At 72.5% G+C, this 15,106-nt stretch carries 17 protein-coding genes and 1 pseudogene; 8 read left to right on the plus strand and 10 right to left on the minus strand.

Translation table 11 applies throughout. From position 1 onward, the window contains the following. The first annotated feature begins 8 nt into the window (after positions 1-8). Positions 9-1,049 (plus strand): hypothetical protein, encoded by a 1,041-nt coding sequence (locus ACGWYL_RS16100; protein ID WP_395487706.1) that lies wholly within the window; start codon positions 9-11, stop codon positions 1,047-1,049. Between the two features lie 3 nt (positions 1,050-1,052). Here the strand turns inward: ACGWYL_RS16100 and ACGWYL_RS16105 are convergent, their stop codons facing one another. The 3 genes from ACGWYL_RS16105 to ACGWYL_RS16115 form a co-directional block, all read right to left on the minus strand. Beyond that, complete coding sequence (locus tag ACGWYL_RS16105) at positions 1,053-1,700, minus strand: response regulator transcription factor (RefSeq protein ID WP_269302773.1); 648 nt, start codon at positions 1,698-1,700, stop codon at positions 1,053-1,055. 47 nt (positions 1,701-1,747) lie between these two features. Further along, a complete protein-coding gene (locus tag ACGWYL_RS16110; RefSeq protein WP_395487707.1) occupies positions 1,748-3,034 on the minus strand; it encodes a sensor histidine kinase in 1,287 nt (428 codons plus the stop codon). Between the two features lie 148 nt (positions 3,035-3,182). Then, positions 3,183-3,821 carry an alpha/beta hydrolase family protein gene (locus ACGWYL_RS16115; protein ID WP_395487708.1) on the minus strand — a complete coding sequence of 213 codons (639 nt, stop codon included), beginning with the start codon at positions 3,819-3,821 and terminating at the stop codon, positions 3,183-3,185. Between the two features lie 81 nt (positions 3,822-3,902). On the opposite strand from ACGWYL_RS16115, the gene ACGWYL_RS16120 reads away from it, so the two are divergent. From ACGWYL_RS16120 to ACGWYL_RS16135, 4 genes are all read left to right on the plus strand, one after another. Then, on the plus strand, positions 3,903-4,865 hold the full coding sequence (locus ACGWYL_RS16120) for an alcohol dehydrogenase catalytic domain-containing protein (protein WP_395487709.1): 963 nt from the start codon (positions 3,903-3,905) through the stop codon (positions 4,863-4,865). 46 nt (positions 4,866-4,911) lie between these two features. After that, on the plus strand, positions 4,912-5,961 hold the full coding sequence (locus ACGWYL_RS16125; protein ID WP_179424001.1) for an aromatic acid exporter family protein: 1,050 nt from the start codon (positions 4,912-4,914) through the stop codon (positions 5,959-5,961). A 107-nt stretch (positions 5,962-6,068) separates the two neighbouring features. Further along, entirely contained in the window at positions 6,069-6,416 is a 348-nt protein-coding gene (locus tag ACGWYL_RS16130) for an STAS domain-containing protein (protein WP_269302781.1), read from the plus strand. Beyond that, positions 6,413-7,150, plus strand: coding sequence for a GAF and ANTAR domain-containing protein (locus ACGWYL_RS16135; protein ID WP_218845733.1), 738 nt, complete (start codon positions 6,413-6,415; stop codon positions 7,148-7,150). Before ACGWYL_RS16130 ends, ACGWYL_RS16135 begins: the two co-directional genes overlap by 4 nt. A 4-nt stretch (positions 7,151-7,154) precedes the next feature. Here ACGWYL_RS16135 and ACGWYL_RS16140 read toward each other — a convergent pair whose 3' ends face one another. The 3 genes from ACGWYL_RS16140 to ACGWYL_RS16150 all read right to left on the minus strand — a co-directional run bounded on the left by ACGWYL_RS16140 (position 7,155) and on the right by ACGWYL_RS16150 (position 9,193). After that, entirely contained in the window at positions 7,155-7,454 is a 300-nt protein-coding gene (locus tag ACGWYL_RS16140) for a uracil-DNA glycosylase family protein (protein ID WP_395487717.1), read from the minus strand. 76 nt (positions 7,455-7,530) lie between these two features. Continuing rightward, positions 7,531-8,220: a DUF981 domain-containing protein gene (locus ACGWYL_RS16145; protein WP_395487710.1), complete on the minus strand. Its 690-nt coding sequence runs from the start codon at positions 8,218-8,220 to the stop codon at positions 7,531-7,533. Between the two features lie 139 nt (positions 8,221-8,359). Then, the gene (locus ACGWYL_RS16150) at positions 8,360-9,193 is read right to left on the minus strand and encodes a sulfurtransferase (RefSeq protein ID WP_395487711.1); all 834 of its coding nucleotides are present in this window, start codon (positions 9,191-9,193) and stop codon (positions 8,360-8,362) included. Positions 9,194-9,263: 70 nt separating this feature from the next. Between ACGWYL_RS16150 and ACGWYL_RS16155 the strand changes: the two genes are divergently transcribed. Continuing rightward, entirely contained in the window at positions 9,264-10,052 is a 789-nt protein-coding gene (locus ACGWYL_RS16155) for an MBL fold metallo-hydrolase (RefSeq protein ID WP_395487712.1), read from the plus strand. On the opposite strand, the gene ACGWYL_RS16160 is transcribed toward ACGWYL_RS16155, so the two are convergent. Together ACGWYL_RS16160 and ACGWYL_RS16165 are read right to left on the minus strand one after the other, a co-directional pair. Continuing rightward, the gene (locus ACGWYL_RS16160) at positions 10,049-11,770 is read right to left on the minus strand and encodes an AMP-binding protein (protein ID WP_395487713.1); all 1,722 of its coding nucleotides are present in this window, start codon (positions 11,768-11,770) and stop codon (positions 10,049-10,051) included. The two genes, ACGWYL_RS16155 and ACGWYL_RS16160, sit on opposite strands and share 4 nt — an antisense overlap. A 179-nt stretch (positions 11,771-11,949) precedes the next feature. Next, entirely contained in the window at positions 11,950-13,059 is a 1,110-nt protein-coding gene (locus ACGWYL_RS16165) for a ScyD/ScyE family protein (RefSeq protein WP_395487714.1), read from the minus strand. 188 nt (positions 13,060-13,247) lie between these two features. On the opposite strand from ACGWYL_RS16165, the gene ACGWYL_RS16170 reads away from it, so the two are divergent. Both ACGWYL_RS16170 and ACGWYL_RS16175 read left to right on the plus strand, forming a co-directional pair. After that, complete coding sequence (locus ACGWYL_RS16170; protein WP_395487715.1) at positions 13,248-13,844, plus strand: TetR/AcrR family transcriptional regulator; 597 nt, start codon at positions 13,248-13,250, stop codon at positions 13,842-13,844. A 38-nt stretch (positions 13,845-13,882) separates the two neighbouring features. Next, complete coding sequence (locus tag ACGWYL_RS16175; protein WP_179423995.1) at positions 13,883-14,428, plus strand: MarR family winged helix-turn-helix transcriptional regulator; 546 nt, start codon at positions 13,883-13,885, stop codon at positions 14,426-14,428. A 2-nt stretch (positions 14,429-14,430) separates the two neighbouring features. On the opposite strand, the gene ACGWYL_RS16180 is transcribed toward ACGWYL_RS16175, so the two are convergent. Then, positions 14,431-14,610, minus strand: a complete 180-nt coding sequence (locus tag ACGWYL_RS16180; RefSeq protein ID WP_179423994.1) for a hypothetical protein — start codon at positions 14,608-14,610, stop codon at positions 14,431-14,433. 240 nt (positions 14,611-14,850) lie between these two features. Then, positions 14,851-15,106: pseudogene (locus ACGWYL_RS16185) on the minus strand (tetratricopeptide repeat protein); the annotation flags it as partial.

Genomic DNA, 15,106 nt, shown 5'->3' on the forward strand with positions numbered 1-15,106 from the left:
ATGGCCCGGTGGGCATCCGAGGCACGATCGTGGCGCTGCTCGCCTGCGTCGTGCTGGCGGGGTGTGCGGGCTCGACCGAGGGGTCGGCGGTCACGCCTGCGTTCACGCTGCCCGTGGGCCCGACCACGTGGGACACGACCGCGCCGGCCTGGCTGCTCGACGGCACGCTGCACGTGGGCGACGTGACCGTGGAGCTCGGCGACGACGTGGACCAGTTCGTCCTGGGCGCGACGGGCGTCTACTGGAATCGCGGCGGGACCCTGCTGTTCACCAGCGCCGAGGGCGACATCCGCGAGGTCGCCGACGTCGGGTGGGACAACCTCGCCGTCTCGGCGGACCGCTCCGTGCTCGCCACGGTCGACCAGTCGCGCGGCCCGACCGACCGCTACGGCACCCACGTCATCCAGGTCGCCGCGTTCGACACCCGCACCGGCGAGCAGCTCTACCGCACGCCGGACGAGAAGCCTGACCGCGAGGCCGACCTCGCCGACCTGTACGGCGAGATCATGCCGCTGCTGCACGGCGTCAGCACCGAGCACGTCTTCTTCGACGGTGCCACGATCGACCTCGAGGACGGCTCGCGCGAGGCCGCGACCCTCGATGCCGACGGCCTCGAGGTCTACCCGCACCTGGCCGACACGCTGTTCCCCGCGGGCTACCGCGTCAGCATCAGCGGCGAGGGTCGTCACCGCGAGCTGTCGGACTCCTCGCTGTACGGACCGGGGCTCCTGTCACCCGATCGCAGCACGATCTTCGACACCTCGGCGTGGCCGACCCAGGCCGTCGTCTACGACGCCGCCAGCGGCGACCAGCGCGGGATCGACGCACCGTGGGAGCACTTCACGCTGGCCGGCTGGAGCGACGCGGACACGTTCTTCGGCGTGGCCGAGGAGATCGACGAGGCCGACGTCGACAACATCGTCCGTGCTCGGCAGGTCGTCACGTGCGAGCTGCGCTCCCTGCGGTGCGAACCCGTGAGCCCCGTGGTCCCCACGCCCGAGGAGGGCGACCCGGCGACTCTGCTGGTCGAGGGCACCGCGGCGCTCTGAGCCTCAGCGCGAGGTGGAGCGCAGCCACCCCAGCACGGCGCGCACCCGCCGGTGGTCGCTCTCGTCGGCGTACAGGCCGAGCTTCGCGAAGATGCGCTGCGTGTGCTTCTCGACCGCGCCCTCGGTGACGTGCAGGGCCTGCGCGATCGCCTGGTTGGAGCGGCCCTCGGCCATCAGTGCGAGGACCTCGCGCTCGCGCGGAGTCAGCGCCGCGACCGGGTCGGCCCGGCGTCCCATCCACTGCTGGACCACCTGCGGATCGAGCACGGTGCCACCGGCGACGACCTGGTCGAGGGCGCCGAGGAAGTCGTCGACGTCGCTCACGCGGTCCTTCAGCAGGTACCCGACCCCGCCCTCGCCTCCGGCCAGCAGATCGTCGGCGTACGAGACCTCGACGTACTGGCTCAGCACGACGATCCGCGCCTGCGGCCACCGGCCCCGCACCTCGACCGCAGCCCGCAGTCCCTCATCGGTGTGGCTCGGCGGCATCCGCACGTCGACGACGCCGAGGTCGGGACGGTGCTCGGTCATGGCTGCCACGAATCCGGGCCCGTCGGCGACCTGTGCCACGACCTCGTGACCCGCTTCGGTCAGCAGCAGCCGCAGGCCCTCGCGGAGCAGGACCGAGTCGTCGGCGATCACGATGCGCATCGCACCAGCATCGTGCATCGGCCCGGTCGCGGTCCCGCCGCCGGTGGTCACCCGGCCGGGATGCGCGCGGTGACGAGCGTCGGACCGCCCACCGGCGAGTCGACCTCGAGCGTGCCGCCGACCGCCGCGACTCGCTGGGCGAGGCCCGCGAGGCCCTGTCCCTTGCCCGGGTGGGCCCCGCCGACGCCCGCGTCGCGCACCTGCACCAGCAGGTCCGAGCCGTTGGGCACGACGCGCACGTCGGCCGTGTCCGCGCCGGAGTGCTTGGCCACGTTGGTGAGCGCCTCCGAGACGGTGAAGTAGACGGCAGTCTCCACGTGCGGCGACAGGCCCGCGGGCAGGTCGTGGACGAGGGTCACCGGGACGGCGCTGCGGACGACCAGCTCGTCGAGCGCGACCCCGAGGCCCCGATCCACCAGCAGCGGCGGGGCGATGCCGCGCGACAGCGCGCGCAGCTCGTCGAGCGTCTCGCGTGCCTGCTCCAGGGCCGACTCGATCGTGGCGGAGGCCTGCTCGGGGTCCGCACCGACCTGACGGCGCGCCCGACCGAGGTCCATCGTCAGGCGGACGAGGCGCTGCTGCGGCCCGTCGTGGATGTCGCGCTCGAGGCGGCGCAGCGCCACGGCCTCGGCCTCCTGCGCGGCGTCGCGCGCCCCCTCGGCGCGCTCGACCCGGGCCGACATCGAGCTGCGGCCGTTGAGCACGACGTCGGCGAGCGACGCGTGCAGCCACGCGGCTCCGCGGACGACCCACGGCAGGGTCACGAGCGCCGCCAGGCCGATCGCGAGGTTCAGCAGGCTGTCCGCCAGCCGCCCGTCGCCGAGGCCGATGAGCGACGCCAGCGTCTCGTTGCCCTCGCTCTGCGGAAGCCAAATCTGCCAGAACCAGTAGGTCAGCCCGGTCAGCACGCCCGCCCACCAGACCACGGTCACGATGAACGCGGCGAGGCCCGTGACGAACGCGAGCGGACCCCACAGCGTGTCGAGCCACATCTGCGGGTCGCGCAGCGGCGCGATCAGACGGGCGACGCGGCCCTCGCGCCCGGTGCCGACGCGGTACGTCGTCGGCCGCGGCTCGCGGCCCTGCATCGCGACGAGCCGCACGCGCTCGAGGCGCGCCAGCCACGACGAGACGACCAGCGTCGCGGCGAGGACCAGGACGCCGACCCACACGATCAGGGTCGCGACGCCGGTGGCGACGCCCACGATCGTGATCACGAAGCCCAGGAGGCCGAGCGGGAAGGCGGTGAGGGCGTACAGGGTGTCCCACCCGACGCGGGCGGCCAGCGGTGACGGGTCGCGCCGTGCGGTGGTGGGGATGCTCATGGTGGTCATGTCTCGATCGTCGTCGTGTCGCGGCCGGGACACGATCCTGCCACCCCGACACCTGGTGTCGGGCCAGCCCGACCCTTCGACCCGCCGGCGGACGCGACGGCCACGAGCGGCCGACGGGGTCGCCGCGAACAGTCGACGGACGGTCGGGTCAGCCGATCGCGGCGAGGAAGTCCCGGAGGAAGACCTCGTAGAACGCGTCGGGATCGAGCCACGGTGTCGGCACCTTGTTCGACGGCAGCGGCGACATGAAGTCGAAGTGGCCGACGCCGTCGTAGGAGTGCAGGTCGAGGCCGGCCGGCGCCGGGCGGAGCAGCTCGGCCGACTCCGGTGGGGTCACGGTGTCCTCCGAGCCGACGAACGCGGTGACGGGGGCGGTCACGGCGTCGAGCGCGTCAGGGCCCGCGAACCAGCCGGTCGCCGGCGCCAGCACCACCACGCGCGAGACGCGCGGCTCGGTCGGGACCTCGAACGGCTCCCCGGCCCGCGTTCGGGGACGGGCTCCCGCGAGGCACAGGGCGGCGCACCCACCCAGCGAGTGTCCCGCCGCCACCACGGGCAGGTCGTCGCGGTCGAGCCCGGCGAGGGGCGCGACCAGCGCCTCCACCCTCCGGCGCACCACGTCGTCGGAGAACGTCTCGGTGAGCTCGTGCTCCGGGGCACGGACGAGGAAGCCGGCGTCCGCCGCCGCGTCGAGCAGCCGGCGGTAGCGCGTGGGGTCGCCCCCGGCTCCCGGCGCGAAGAGCAGGATGCCGCGGGGGTCCTCGGGGGTCAGGGAGATCGCGCTCATGCTGGCACCCTACGCACGGTGTGCCCGTGCGGCGAGGCGTTCGCTTGACCTCAACGGGGGTTGAGGTTGTCCGATGGGGTCATGCACGCGATCCGCCACCACGAGTTCGGGCCCGCCGACGTCCTGCGCCTCGAGCGCCTCCCCGACCTGGCCCCTGCCCCGGGGCAGCTCCGCATCGCGGTCGAGGCCGCCGGCGTGCACCTGCTGGACACGTCGATCCGGGCGGGTGACTCCTTCGGCGCGGGCCCGCGGCCCGAGCTGCCGCTCGTCCCGGGCCGTGAGGTCGCCGGCGTGGTCGACGAGGTCGGCGCGGGTGTGGACGCCGGCTGGCTCGGCCGGCGCGTCGTCGCCCACCTCGGGTTCGGCGGGGGCGGCTACGCCGACCAGGCCGTCGTGGCCGCCGACCGGGCGCATGCGATCCCCGACGGCATGGACGCACCGACCGCCGTCGCGACGATCGGCACCGGTCGCACCGCCACCGCGATCCTCGAGCTCGCCGGGCTGCGTCCCGACGACGTCGTCGTCGTCACGTCCGCTGCCGGAGGCCTCGGCCCGCTGCTGCTCCAGGGTGCGCGGAGCGCGGGCGCGCGCACCGTCGGCGTGGCCGGCGGTCAGGAGAAGACGGCGCTCGTCGGGCGGCTCGGCGCGGACCTCGCCCTCGACCGCCTCTCCCCCGGCTGGGAGTCGCGGATCGCCGAGGCCGGGACGCCGACCGTGGTGCTCGACGGGGTCGCCGGGCCCGTGGGACGCGTCCTGTTCGGTGGGCTGGCCCCGGGCGGGCGGCTCGTGCGGTTCGGCTGGTCGTCGGGCGAGCAGAACGCCTACGCCGATCCCGAGCGCCGGGTGGTCGACGTGCTGGGGCCGCCGATCCTCGACCGCCTGCCCGAGCTCGAGCGAAGGGCACTGGCCGCGGCGGCGGACGGGACCCGGGTGCCCCTCGTGGGCACGGTCCTGCCGCTGGCCGAGGCGGCCGAGGCCCACCGGGCGCTCGAGACCCGGGCCACGGTCGGCAAGGTCGTGCTGACGCCCCACGGGAACGGCTGAGCCAGGACGAGGTGCCGCCGTCGGCGGCTCGTGTCACGGTGAGGTGATGCACGCAGCGACCCGATGGCTCCTCGACCGGTGGATGATGCATCCCCGGATCGCCCTCGCACTGCGTGCGGCCGTCGCCGCCGGGCTGGCGTGGATCCTCGTGCGCTTCGTCCCGGGATCGCAGGACTATCCGTACTACGCGCCGTTCGGCGCGATCATCGCCACGACATCCACGCTGGCGGGCTCGGTGCGCGAGTCCCTGCAGGCGGTCGGGGCGATCGTCGTCGGCGGCGTGATCGCCTGGCTCGTCGACACGGCCACCGGGGACTACGTCGCGGCCGTCACGCTGGCGCTCGTCGTCGCGATCTCCGTGAGCGTCGCGGGCTGGCGGCCCCTCGGCGCCATGGGCGGCTGGGCGCCCACGGCGGCGGTGTTCACGCTGATCATCGGTCACGGCGAGGCCAACTTCATCGCCGCGTACGGCGGGCTGACACTCGTCGGCGCGATGGTCGGCATCGCCGTGAACATGGTCGCGCCGCCGCTGCCGCTCGCCCCCGCGCGACTCGCCGTCGGACGCACCCGAACGGTGCTGGCGGCCCAGCTGCGCGAGCTGGGCGACCTCATGGTCCAGCACGAGCTGCCGACGCTCGACGAGTGGCACCGTGAGCACTCCGAGCTCCGGCGGGCCCGGACCGCGATGCGCGACGCCGTCACCCTGGTCCACGAGTCCCTCACGGCGAACGCGCGCGCCCGCCGGCACCGTGACGCGCTGGACGTGCTGACCCAGGAGGCGGACTCGCTCGACCGCGTGTCCCTCCTGGTCTCCGACGTCAGCGACCTCGTGCTGCTGCCCCACGGCGTCCCCGGGGACCCCGAGGGTCGTGCCGCACTCTCCGACGACGCTCGCGAGCCCATTGCCCGCGCGATGCACCGGGTGGCCGACGCCCTCGACGCCTACCAGTACGGCGGGGACACGCAGTCCACGCTCACGGCCGCCGACGCCGAGCTCGAGCAGCTGCTGCGGAACCAGCCCGGCGAGACCCACGAGCAGCTGCTCGTCCACAGCGTCGTGCTCGCCCTGCGCAGGGCGCTCGACACGTTCGGCTGACACGCCCTCCCTGAATTGCTCCGGGCACCCCTGCACTTGTACTTTGGGGCTCTAGCGCGGTGCTTCAAACCCAGGCACTGATCCTCCTCCCCCAGAGGAGGTCTGCCTTGCAGACCGATTTTCAGTTCTCGTGCGATCCACCGCTGGCGCAGGTGCGCATCTTCGGCGAGCTCGACCCGTCGACGACCGCACACCTCGCCGACGTGCTCGAGAGCCTGGCGACGCGCGGGTGCACCCGCGTGGAGGTGGACGTGGAGGAGGTGACGTACGTGGACGAGTCGAACCTGCGGGTGCTGCGGGACGAGCAGCTGAGGCTGCGTGCTCGTGGCGGAGATCTCGAGGTGGTCGGCGACTCCGACTACCACCGGGTGGTCGCGCGCCGTGCCGGCTGCGCCGACCTGTTCCCGTCGTCCCTCGCCGAGGACGCAGAGCCGTGGGAGGGCGTCGGCTCATGAGCGAGGACCTGCCGCTCGCCGAACGGCTCGCCGAGGCCGCACGCAACCTCCAGACCGCGCCGAGCGCGAGCGCCACGATGGAGACCGCCGTGCAGCTGGCGGTCACGAACATCCGCCACTGCGACTCCGCCAGCGTCACGCTCGTGCGACGGCGCGGGGCGCTCGAGACGCCCTCGTCCAGCGACGGCGTCGCGCTGGCCTGCGACCGGCTCCAGTACGACCTCGGCGACGGCCCGTGCCTGCAGGCCGTGTGGGACGAGGCCGTCGTGCACTCGCCCGACCTCACCGACGACGCCCGCTGGGGCATCTGGGGACCGCGGGTCGCCGAGGAGCAGGGGGTGCTGAGCGTCCTGTGCCTGCGCCTGTTCACCGAGAAGGACGACATCGGCGCCCTCAACCTCTACTCGCAGCGCCGTGACGGCTTCAGCGAGGACGACCGCGACGAGGGCACCGCGCTCGCCGCCCACATCGCCGTCGCGCTCGCCGCCGCCCAGGCGCAGGAGAACCTCACCCGCGCGCTGGACGCACGCACGCTCGTCGGACAGGCCGTCGGCATCGTCATGGAGCGCTACGGCGTCAACTCGGCGGCCGCGTTCCAGGTGCTCGTGCGGATCAGCTCGCACAGCAACCTCAAGCTGCGCGACATCGCGCAGGAGCTCGTCGACACGGGCAACCTCCACGGCAGCGACCGCGCCGCGAAGACCCGTCCCGAGCTCGAGTCCGAGCAGCAGTAGTCGCTCACGCGGCGTCGGCGGCGCGTCGCAGGTCGACGGCGAGGTCCTGCAGCCCGGTGGCGTCGTCGCCGCGGTCGCGCAGGCGCAGCAGCGCCGAGGGGGCGTGGTGAGCACCACCGCGTAGGGGCGCGTCGACCTCGAGCACGTGCCCGCGCTCCTCACGGATCCGCACGGTCCGACCCAGCACCGAACGGCCCGCCGTGGCGCCGAGGCGGACGACGACGCGCGGCCTCACCACCTCCAGCCCGCCCTCGAGCCACGGGTGGCAGACGTCGATGTGGCTCGCGGCGGGCTCCTGATGGATCCGAACTCCGGGCGAACGAACGGGCGGGCGGTGCGCTCACGCGTCACCGCCCGCCCGTTCGGGGTGCCTCAGGCCGTCACCAGTTGTAGTTCGTGCCGTACTCGATGTTGTGATACATCCCGATGTGCGTGTAGAAGTTCATCGCACCGAACAGCAGGAACACCACGCCGCCGATCACGAAGGCCCACACGACCCAGCGCAGCAGCTGCGGGCGGTCGGTCAGCAGCGCGAACGCGAACAGCAGCGCGCCTACCGCGACGATGCCCCACAGGCCGCCGAGGAACAGCGCCTCGAGGATCGGCAGGTGGCCGAAGCGGCCGCTGATGGGCTCCTCCGGGGGCGCGGCACCCAGTTGGAACCGCACGAAGGCGATGGCCAGGACGGCCATGCCCAGGCCGAGGGCGCCGACGAAGATGCTCGCGGGCTTCACGGCGGACAGCACCGCGTCCCGGACGAGCTGCTGCTCGCCGGCGAAGAGCTCGCGGTTGCGCCACAGGTAGATCGCGGCGAACAGCAGCAGCGCGCCGAAGGCGGCGGCCGGCTGGCCGAAGGCGATGTTGGCGTACTCGAAGCCCTCCCCGCCGAACGGCCAGGTCACGGTGGTGTGCACGCCCAGGACGAACAGCAGCAGACCGGTCAGTCCGAAGAACGCGGCCCATCCCTCGCTGTCGACGCGCTTGCCCCGCAGCAGGTGGTGCAGGAACATCGCGACGCCGAGGAGACCCGCGCCCGAGGTGACGGCCACGATCTCGTTGTAGACGACCATGTCGCCCACTTCCTCTCTTCCTTGATGGTGGGAGCGCCCTCCGGGCGCTTAGTTGAAGGTTCAACTACCACCCTACGCCTCTCCCCAACCCCGACCCGAGCCAGGGGCCGGCGACGGATCGCCGGCCCCTCCTCATGTCTCAGCCCTGCTCGAGAGGACGCGCCGGGTCTGCGGTCCAGGCGTTGAGCGAGCCGTCGTAGATCGCGACGTCGTCGCGGCCGAGGCCCTTCAGCGCGAACGCGACGGCCGTCGCCGCGATCCCGCCGCCGCAGTACGTCACGGGCGCCACCTCGGGATCGAGCGCGCCGACCGACTCGAAGAGCGGGCGCAGCTCGTCGAGGCTGCGCAGGCGTCCCTGCTCGTCCACGAGCTCGCCGAACGGCACGTTGACACTGCCCGGGATGCGACCGCCGGCGAAGGACTCGCGGTCGAGGGAGTTGATGAGCAGGACCGAGCCGTCCTGCGTCGCGGCCTCCACGTCGGCGGTGCTCGCGATGCGCTCGCTGCTGCGCGAGGGCGTGAACCGCGCCGGCTCGTAGGTCGCGTCGCCCGTCTCCACGGGCAGGCCCGCGTCCTGCCAGGCCTTCAGTCCGCCGTCGAGCACGACGACGTCGGGGTGCCCCTCGAGCTCGAGCTGCCACCACAGCCGCGTGGCCCAGATGCCGTTGACGTGGTCGTAGACCACGACCGTGTGCCCGTTGCCGATGCCGAGGTCGCCGATCACCCGCGCGAACTGGTCGGAGGGCGCGGCCTCGAACGCCGCCTCCCCGTCGTGGACGGTGAGGTCGGCCAGCTGGTCGGCGAACGTGGCCCCGGGGACGTGGGCCTCGCGGTAGGTCGCGCGACCCGACTCGGTGTGCGCGCCCTCGGCGTCGAAGGTGAGGTGGACGGTGGCGTCGACGACGCGGATCGAGGGATCGTCCAGGCGATCGCGGAGCCACTGGACGTCGACGAGGCGGGGGTGGGAGGTCATGCCCTCGAGCCTAGGTCGGGCGAGGTGGTCGCTCCCTCGCGTCTCATCTGGCGTGCGGGCGGCGGGGTGCATGTCCCGCCGTCGCACGGGTACTCCCTTCGAGGAGCGAGCGGAGGACCTCATGGGCATCACCCAGGTGCGCGACGGGATCGTGCGGATCGAGCAGGCGGGGACCAACTGCTACCTCGTCACCAGCGCCGGCGCGCCCTACTTCGTCGACGCCGGACTCTCCCGCACCCGCGAGCTCGCCGAGCAGGCCCTGCGCGAGAGTGGTCACGACTGGGGCGACGTCACCGACGTCCTGCTGACGCACGCGCACTTCGACCACCTCGGCTTCGCGGCCCACGCGTCCCGGGCCGGCGCCCGCATCTGGGCCCATCCCGGCGACCACCGGATCGCCCGTCGCCCCTACCGCTACCAGCCCGGGCGGCCGCGCCTGCTCTACCCGCTGCGCCACCCGGCCTCGGTCCCCGTCCTCGCGCGCATGGTCGCTGCCGGCGCCCTGAAGGTCGAGGGCGTCGCGCAGATCGAGAACCTCCACCCCGGGGCGGACGGTCTTCCCGCCGGCGTCGAGGTGGTCGCGACGCCCGGCCACACCGACGGCCACTGCGTGCTGCTGCTGCCCGACTCCGACGTCGTCTTCACCGGCGACGCGCTCGTCACGCTGGACCCGTACACGGGTCGCACCGGCCCGCGCATCGTGGCGCGCGCCGGCACGAAGGACGCGCGCGGTGCCCTGCGGTCGCTCGACGCGATCGCGGCCACGGGTGCCGGCACGGTGCTGCCGGGCCACGGCGAGCCGTTCCGGCGCGGCGCCGCGGCCGCCGCCGAGTCCGCGGCAGGCGCCGGAGTCGCCTAGTCACGGTCGCGGTGACTGAACATCTCCTGCACCTGACGACGCATCACCTTGCCGATCTGCGAGCGCGGCAGGTCCTCCACGAACTCGACCCGGCGCGGCAGCGCGTAGCGCGCGAGACGCTGCTCCCCGTGCGCCCGGACCGTCTCGACCGAGGGCGTCGCGGCGCCGGACTCCATCACGAACGCCGCGAGCACCTCGTGGTCGCCGGCACGCGTGCTGACGCCCACGACCGCGACGTCGGTGACGCCGGGAAGCAGTCGCAGGTGGTCCTCCACCGTGGACGGGTACACCTTGAAGCCGCCGACGATGATCATCTCCTTGACCCGGTCGACCAGCGTGACCCAGCCGGTCGCGTCGACCTCGACGACATCGCCCGTGCGCAGCCAGCCGTCCTCGAGCAGCTGGTGGGCCGTCTCCTCGGGCCGGTTCAGGTAGCCCGTGAAGACCTGCGGACCTCGGACCAGCAGCTCGCCGCGGCGGACGCCGCTCTCGTTCGGCCCGACCTCGCGCGTGTGGTCGTCGACGTCGACGATCCGCATGTCGGTGTTGGGGAACGGGACGCCGAGCGTGCCGGGGCGGCGCGTGGGCGCGCACGGGTTGCCGAGGGCGATCGGCGCGCACTCGGTCATGCCGTAGCCCTCGATCAGCAGTCCCCCGGTGAGCCGCTCCCAGCGCTCCACCGTGGCGGGAGGGATCGGCATCGCGCCGGCGAAACCGAGCCGGCACTCCCGGAAACCCTCGGCGGGAGGCTTGCCCGAGGCCTCGGCGGTCGCGGCGATCCGGTCGAACATCGGCGCGACCCCGGCCATGAACGTGGCGGGCCGGCGGCCGAACGCCTGCACGACGGCCGCGGGATCGAAGTTCGGGAACATCACGAGGGTCGCCCCGATGTGGCCGGGCAGGTTGAGGCAGAACGTCAGCCCGAAGGCGTGGAAGAACGGCAGCACGCCGTAGACGGTCTCCTCGCCCTCCCGGAAGCCCGCCCACGCCTGGCCGTGCACGAGGTTCGCCACGAGGTTGCGGTGCGTCAGCATCGCCGCCTTCGGCGTTCCCGTCGTGCCGCCGGTGTACTGCAGCAGCGCGAGGTCGTCGGCCCGAACCGTGGCCGGCGGCACCTCGCCCTGCGCCCCGGCGACGAGATGGTGCCAGTCGGCGATGTCGGACGGCACGGTGCCGAGCAGCGCCTCGCGCTTCGCCCGAGCGGGCTTGAGCGGCAGGCGCAGGAGCAGGCGCGAGAGCATCGGCAGGTCGCGACTGACGTCGACGCTCACCACGGTCTCCAGGGGCGTCGTGGCCCGCGCCGGGAGGACCCGCTCGACGGCCTTGTGCCACACCAGCGCGTGGGTCGCGCCGCAGTCGCCGAGCAGGTGCTCGAGCTCGGCCTGCGTGTACGTCGGGTTGAGGTCCACAACGACCGCACCCAGGCGCAGGACCGCGTGGTACGCCACGAGGTGGGACGGGCAGTTCGGCAGCACGAGCGCGACCCGCGATCCCGCGTGCACGCCCAGCCCACTCAGCACCACCATGGCGCGGCGCACGGCCTGCTCGGTCTCGGCGTACGTGGCGGTCGCGCCGAGGAAGTCGGTGGCGATCCGTTCCGGGAAGCGCTGCGCCGATCGCGCAAGTCCTGCCGTCACCGGCTCGTCGGGGATCTCGATCTCCGCCGGGACGCCGGGTCCGTAGTGGACGGCCCACGGGCGCTGGTCGTGCTGCTCCATCATCTCGCCTTCGGCTTCCGGCCGGACGCCCCAGCGGCCTCCGGCGAACCCTTCGAGTCTAGGGACGTCCACGGTCATCGGCCCGACCGCGTCACCGGACCGAGGGCACCCCGTGCCGAGGACACCACAAGGGCGCCGGTCCCGAGCACCAGCGCCCCTGCGGCCGAGACGTGCCTCCCTCAGGAGGCCCGGCGGAACGCCCGGTCCGAGACCTTCACGACCTGCCCGGCACCCTCGATGCCCAGGAAGCCCGCGATCGACCAGGCGGTGGAGTACAGCGACTTGCCCGAGATCACGAGGCCGGTCGGCATCGTCACCTGCGCGTACGTCCGCTTGCCCCACGGGGAGACCTTGACGATCTGCCCGACGGTGGACGGATCGAAGCCGGGTCCGGGCTCACCCTCGGGCATGCCCTCGAGGACCTCGCTCACGTAGATCGTGCCGTCGCGGCGCACCGCCACCCCGGTCGGTGACGTGAAGCCCTTGATGACACGCTTCACCTTGCCCGTCCGGGCGTCGAGCACGTACACGCGACCCTCTCCGGGTGCCTCGCCGGTCAGCGCGGACACGTAGAGCGTGTTGCGCGGACCGTAGGCCAGACCCGTCGGGACCGCGTCGCAGCCCACGGTGCTCGCGTCGTTGTTCGGCCGGCCCTCACAGGCGCCGGTGTTGACGGTCGGCGGGACGAAGAACGTCGAGACCTTGCCCTTCGCGCTCACGCGCAGCACCGCGTTGGCGCCACCGTCGGCCACGAGCACTCCCCCGTGGCGTCCGCGCTCGGCCAGCAGGCTGAAGGGGTTCGACAGCGCGTCCAGGGGCGCACCGTCGGGGCCGAACTGCGTCTGGCCGTCGGGGTTGTACTTCAGCTCGTGCGCCATCAGGTCGGCGAACACGCTCACCTTGCCCTTCTTGGCGACCAGCACCGAGGAGCCGGGGTACGGGCCCGCCGGCGCCGACGGATCGGCCTCGCCGGTCACGATGGCGATGTACTTCCCGACACGGACCGCGCCGCTGGCGGCGTTCGGCCCCAGGCCGCTCACCAGCGTGCGCACCTTGCCCCGGTGGCGCGGATCCACGGAGATGACCCGGCCGGCGCCGGACTCCATGACGAGCAGCCGGTGGCCGACGTCGCGCGAGACTTGGAACGGCCCCTCGAGCCCGTCTGCGACGACGGTGATGGGTCGGTGGGTGGGGCGGTGCTTGCCGTGCGCGGACGCTGACGGTGCGAAGGTGAGGGCGACGGCGGTCGCCGTCGTCGCTGCGGTGAGAACTCTCCATACTGGACGCATCTCGGACTCCTTGAGAGGGGACGGTTTTCCCGAGACGATAATGTGATCTATGTCACACGTATCACGGATGCCGAGCGAGGTGAACCCCTCCCTCGGACCCCAGTCCCGGGGGCGTTCGTCCCTGTAAACCGGTGTTCCCAGAGCCGTCCGCAGAGAATCGACCTAGGCTCGCCGCACGGAGGTGGAACGTGGTCAGGCTTCATGCCGAGGAACGACGCAGGCAGCTGCTGGCTGTCGCGCGCGAGGAGTTCGCGCGGGTCGGACCCGAGGGTGCGCGCATCGGCGACATCGCCAAGCTGGCGGGTGTCAACGTCGCCCTGCTCTACCGCTACTTCGAGTCCAAGGAGCAGCTGTTCGAGGAGGCCGTCGTCGAGCCGATCGACCACCTGCTGCAGGACGTCCTGGCCCAGACCGTCGCCGGGAGCATCAACGGCTCGTCCGAAGCGGTCACGATCTTCTACCGCGGCCTGCTGGAGGTCTTCGTCGAGTACCTCGACCTGTTCAACGTCGTCCTGTTCAGTGACCGCGACAGCGGCCAGGAGTTCTACCTGCGCCGCATCGCGCCGTTCATCGACTCGCTCGCCGAGCACGTACGCGGCGCCGCCGGCACCCTCTGGGCCCAGAACGCCGATCCGGCCCTCTCCTCGCCCATGTGCGTCGGGATGTGCTGGGGCATCGCGATGGACGCGCACTTCCGCGGGGTGGAGCTGGACACCGACGAGGTCGCCCGCGTGCTGACGATGATCACGGTCCAGGGGCTCCGGGGCGAGACGCCTCCGCGCTGACCCTCGCCGTCCACCCGACATCGGCTAGCGTCGCCACCATGAGTGAGAGCGAGCGCTGGCTCGACGACGACGAGGCCGAGGCGTGGCTCGCGCTGGTGTCCATCCTCGAGGTGCTCCCGGCGACCCTGGACTCCCAGCTCGGGCGCGACGCCGACTTGACGTTCTTCGAGTTCCTCGTGCTGGTGCAGCTAGCCGAGACCCACGAGGACTCGATGCGGCTGACCGACCTCGCCACCGCCATGAACACCACCCCGGCACGCCTCTCGCGCGTCGTGACCCGACTGGAGCACGACGGACTGCTGCTGCGGACGGCGAGCCCTGACGACGGACGCTCGCGGCACGCTCGCCTAACCCCGTCGGGCTGGGAGCGACTCGAGGCCGCCTCCCCCGGTCACGTGGACCTCGTCCGCGAGGTCTTCGTCAGCCGGCTGACGCGTGAGCAGCTCGGCCAGGTCCGCCGGATCGGCGACCGGCTGCTGGCGGGACTGGACCCCGGTCAGCGCGTGCTCGCGGGCACACGGGGTTCGACCCGTGGCCGCCAAGGACTCTCTCGGTTCCCTGAGCGGCCTCGGGCCGAAGACTGAGATCAGCTGCGATGCACCTTCCAGACCCCGAGCAGGAAGGTCGAGATCGCGGAGGCGATCGCGAGCGCCGTCCAGACGGCGGCCTCCCCCGTGGTCGTCAGCGGTCCTTGCGCCGGCAGCCGGATGAGCTGGACCAGCGACACCACCCACAGGACGGCCATGAGGACCAGGCCGACGTTCATGACCAGCCCACCGAGCGCGGTGGGCCCACCCTCTCGGACCGCATCACCTTCGCGCGCACCTGTGCGGTCGGCCTTCTGGGCGTCACCGCGTCGACTGTGATGCAGGCTGTGTGAGAGGGCCATCCTCGGCGTCCTTCCAGAGAGCGGTAGTTGTATCTACAACTTTCTACTGCGAGTCTATCCCCGGCCAGAGGAACCCACAACCGGAGGAGACTCTCCGCTCCCGAAACCCGCGACGGGTTAGTTTTCGAGTTGTTTGAGGCGGTCGTGGACGTCGGTGGTGTGGTGGGTGTCGGTGCCGGCGGTGCGGTGGAACCAGGTGATGGCGTCTTGGGTGTTGCCGGTGGCGAGGAGGGTGTCGGCGTAGGCGTAGCGCAGGCGGGTGACCCAGTCGGAGCGGTTGGTGGTGTGGAGGGGTTCGGTTTCGAGGATGTGGAGGGCGGCGTCGAGGTGTCCGAGGTCGCGGCGGGCGCCGGCGATGACGATGGACAGTTCG

The sequence above is a fragment of the Aeromicrobium sp. JJY06 genome, assembly GCF_044069275.1.
Taxonomy (GTDB): Bacteria; Actinomycetota; Actinomycetes; order Propionibacteriales; family Nocardioidaceae; genus Aeromicrobium; species Aeromicrobium tamlense.

Bases quoted from the DNA above. Each gene is read 5' to 3' on its own strand.
- ACGWYL_RS16105 (WP_269302773.1), bottom strand. From the start codon at position 1,700: ATGCGCATCGTGATCGCCGACGACTCGGTCCTGCTCCGCGAGGGCCTG.
- ACGWYL_RS16110 (WP_395487707.1), bottom strand. From the start codon at position 3,034: ATGACCACCATGAGCATCCCCACCACCGCACGGCGCGACCCGTCACCG.
- ACGWYL_RS16115 (WP_395487708.1), bottom strand. From the start codon at position 3,821: ATGAGCGCGATCTCCCTGACCCCCGAGGACCCCCGCGGCATCCTGCTC.
- ACGWYL_RS16120 (WP_395487709.1), top strand. From the start codon at position 3,903: ATGCACGCGATCCGCCACCACGAGTTCGGGCCCGCCGACGTCCTGCGC.
- ACGWYL_RS16125 (WP_179424001.1), top strand. From the start codon at position 4,912: ATGCACGCAGCGACCCGATGGCTCCTCGACCGGTGGATGATGCATCCC.
- ACGWYL_RS16135 (WP_218845733.1), top strand. From the start codon at position 6,413: ATGAGCGAGGACCTGCCGCTCGCCGAACGGCTCGCCGAGGCCGCACGC.
- ACGWYL_RS16145 (WP_395487710.1), bottom strand. From the start codon at position 8,220: ATGGTCGTCTACAACGAGATCGTGGCCGTCACCTCGGGCGCGGGTCTC.
- ACGWYL_RS16150 (WP_395487711.1), bottom strand. From the start codon at position 9,193: ATGACCTCCCACCCCCGCCTCGTCGACGTCCAGTGGCTCCGCGATCGC.
- ACGWYL_RS16155 (WP_395487712.1), top strand. From the start codon at position 9,264: ATGTCCCGCCGTCGCACGGGTACTCCCTTCGAGGAGCGAGCGGAGGAC.
- ACGWYL_RS16160 (WP_395487713.1), bottom strand. From the start codon at position 11,770: ATGGAGCAGCACGACCAGCGCCCGTGGGCCGTCCACTACGGACCCGGC.
- ACGWYL_RS16165 (WP_395487714.1), bottom strand. From the start codon at position 13,059: ATGCGTCCAGTATGGAGAGTTCTCACCGCAGCGACGACGGCGACCGCC.
- ACGWYL_RS16175 (WP_179423995.1), top strand. From the start codon at position 13,883: ATGAGTGAGAGCGAGCGCTGGCTCGACGACGACGAGGCCGAGGCGTGG.
- ACGWYL_RS16180 (WP_179423994.1), bottom strand. From the start codon at position 14,610: ATGAACGTCGGCCTGGTCCTCATGGCCGTCCTGTGGGTGGTGTCGCTG.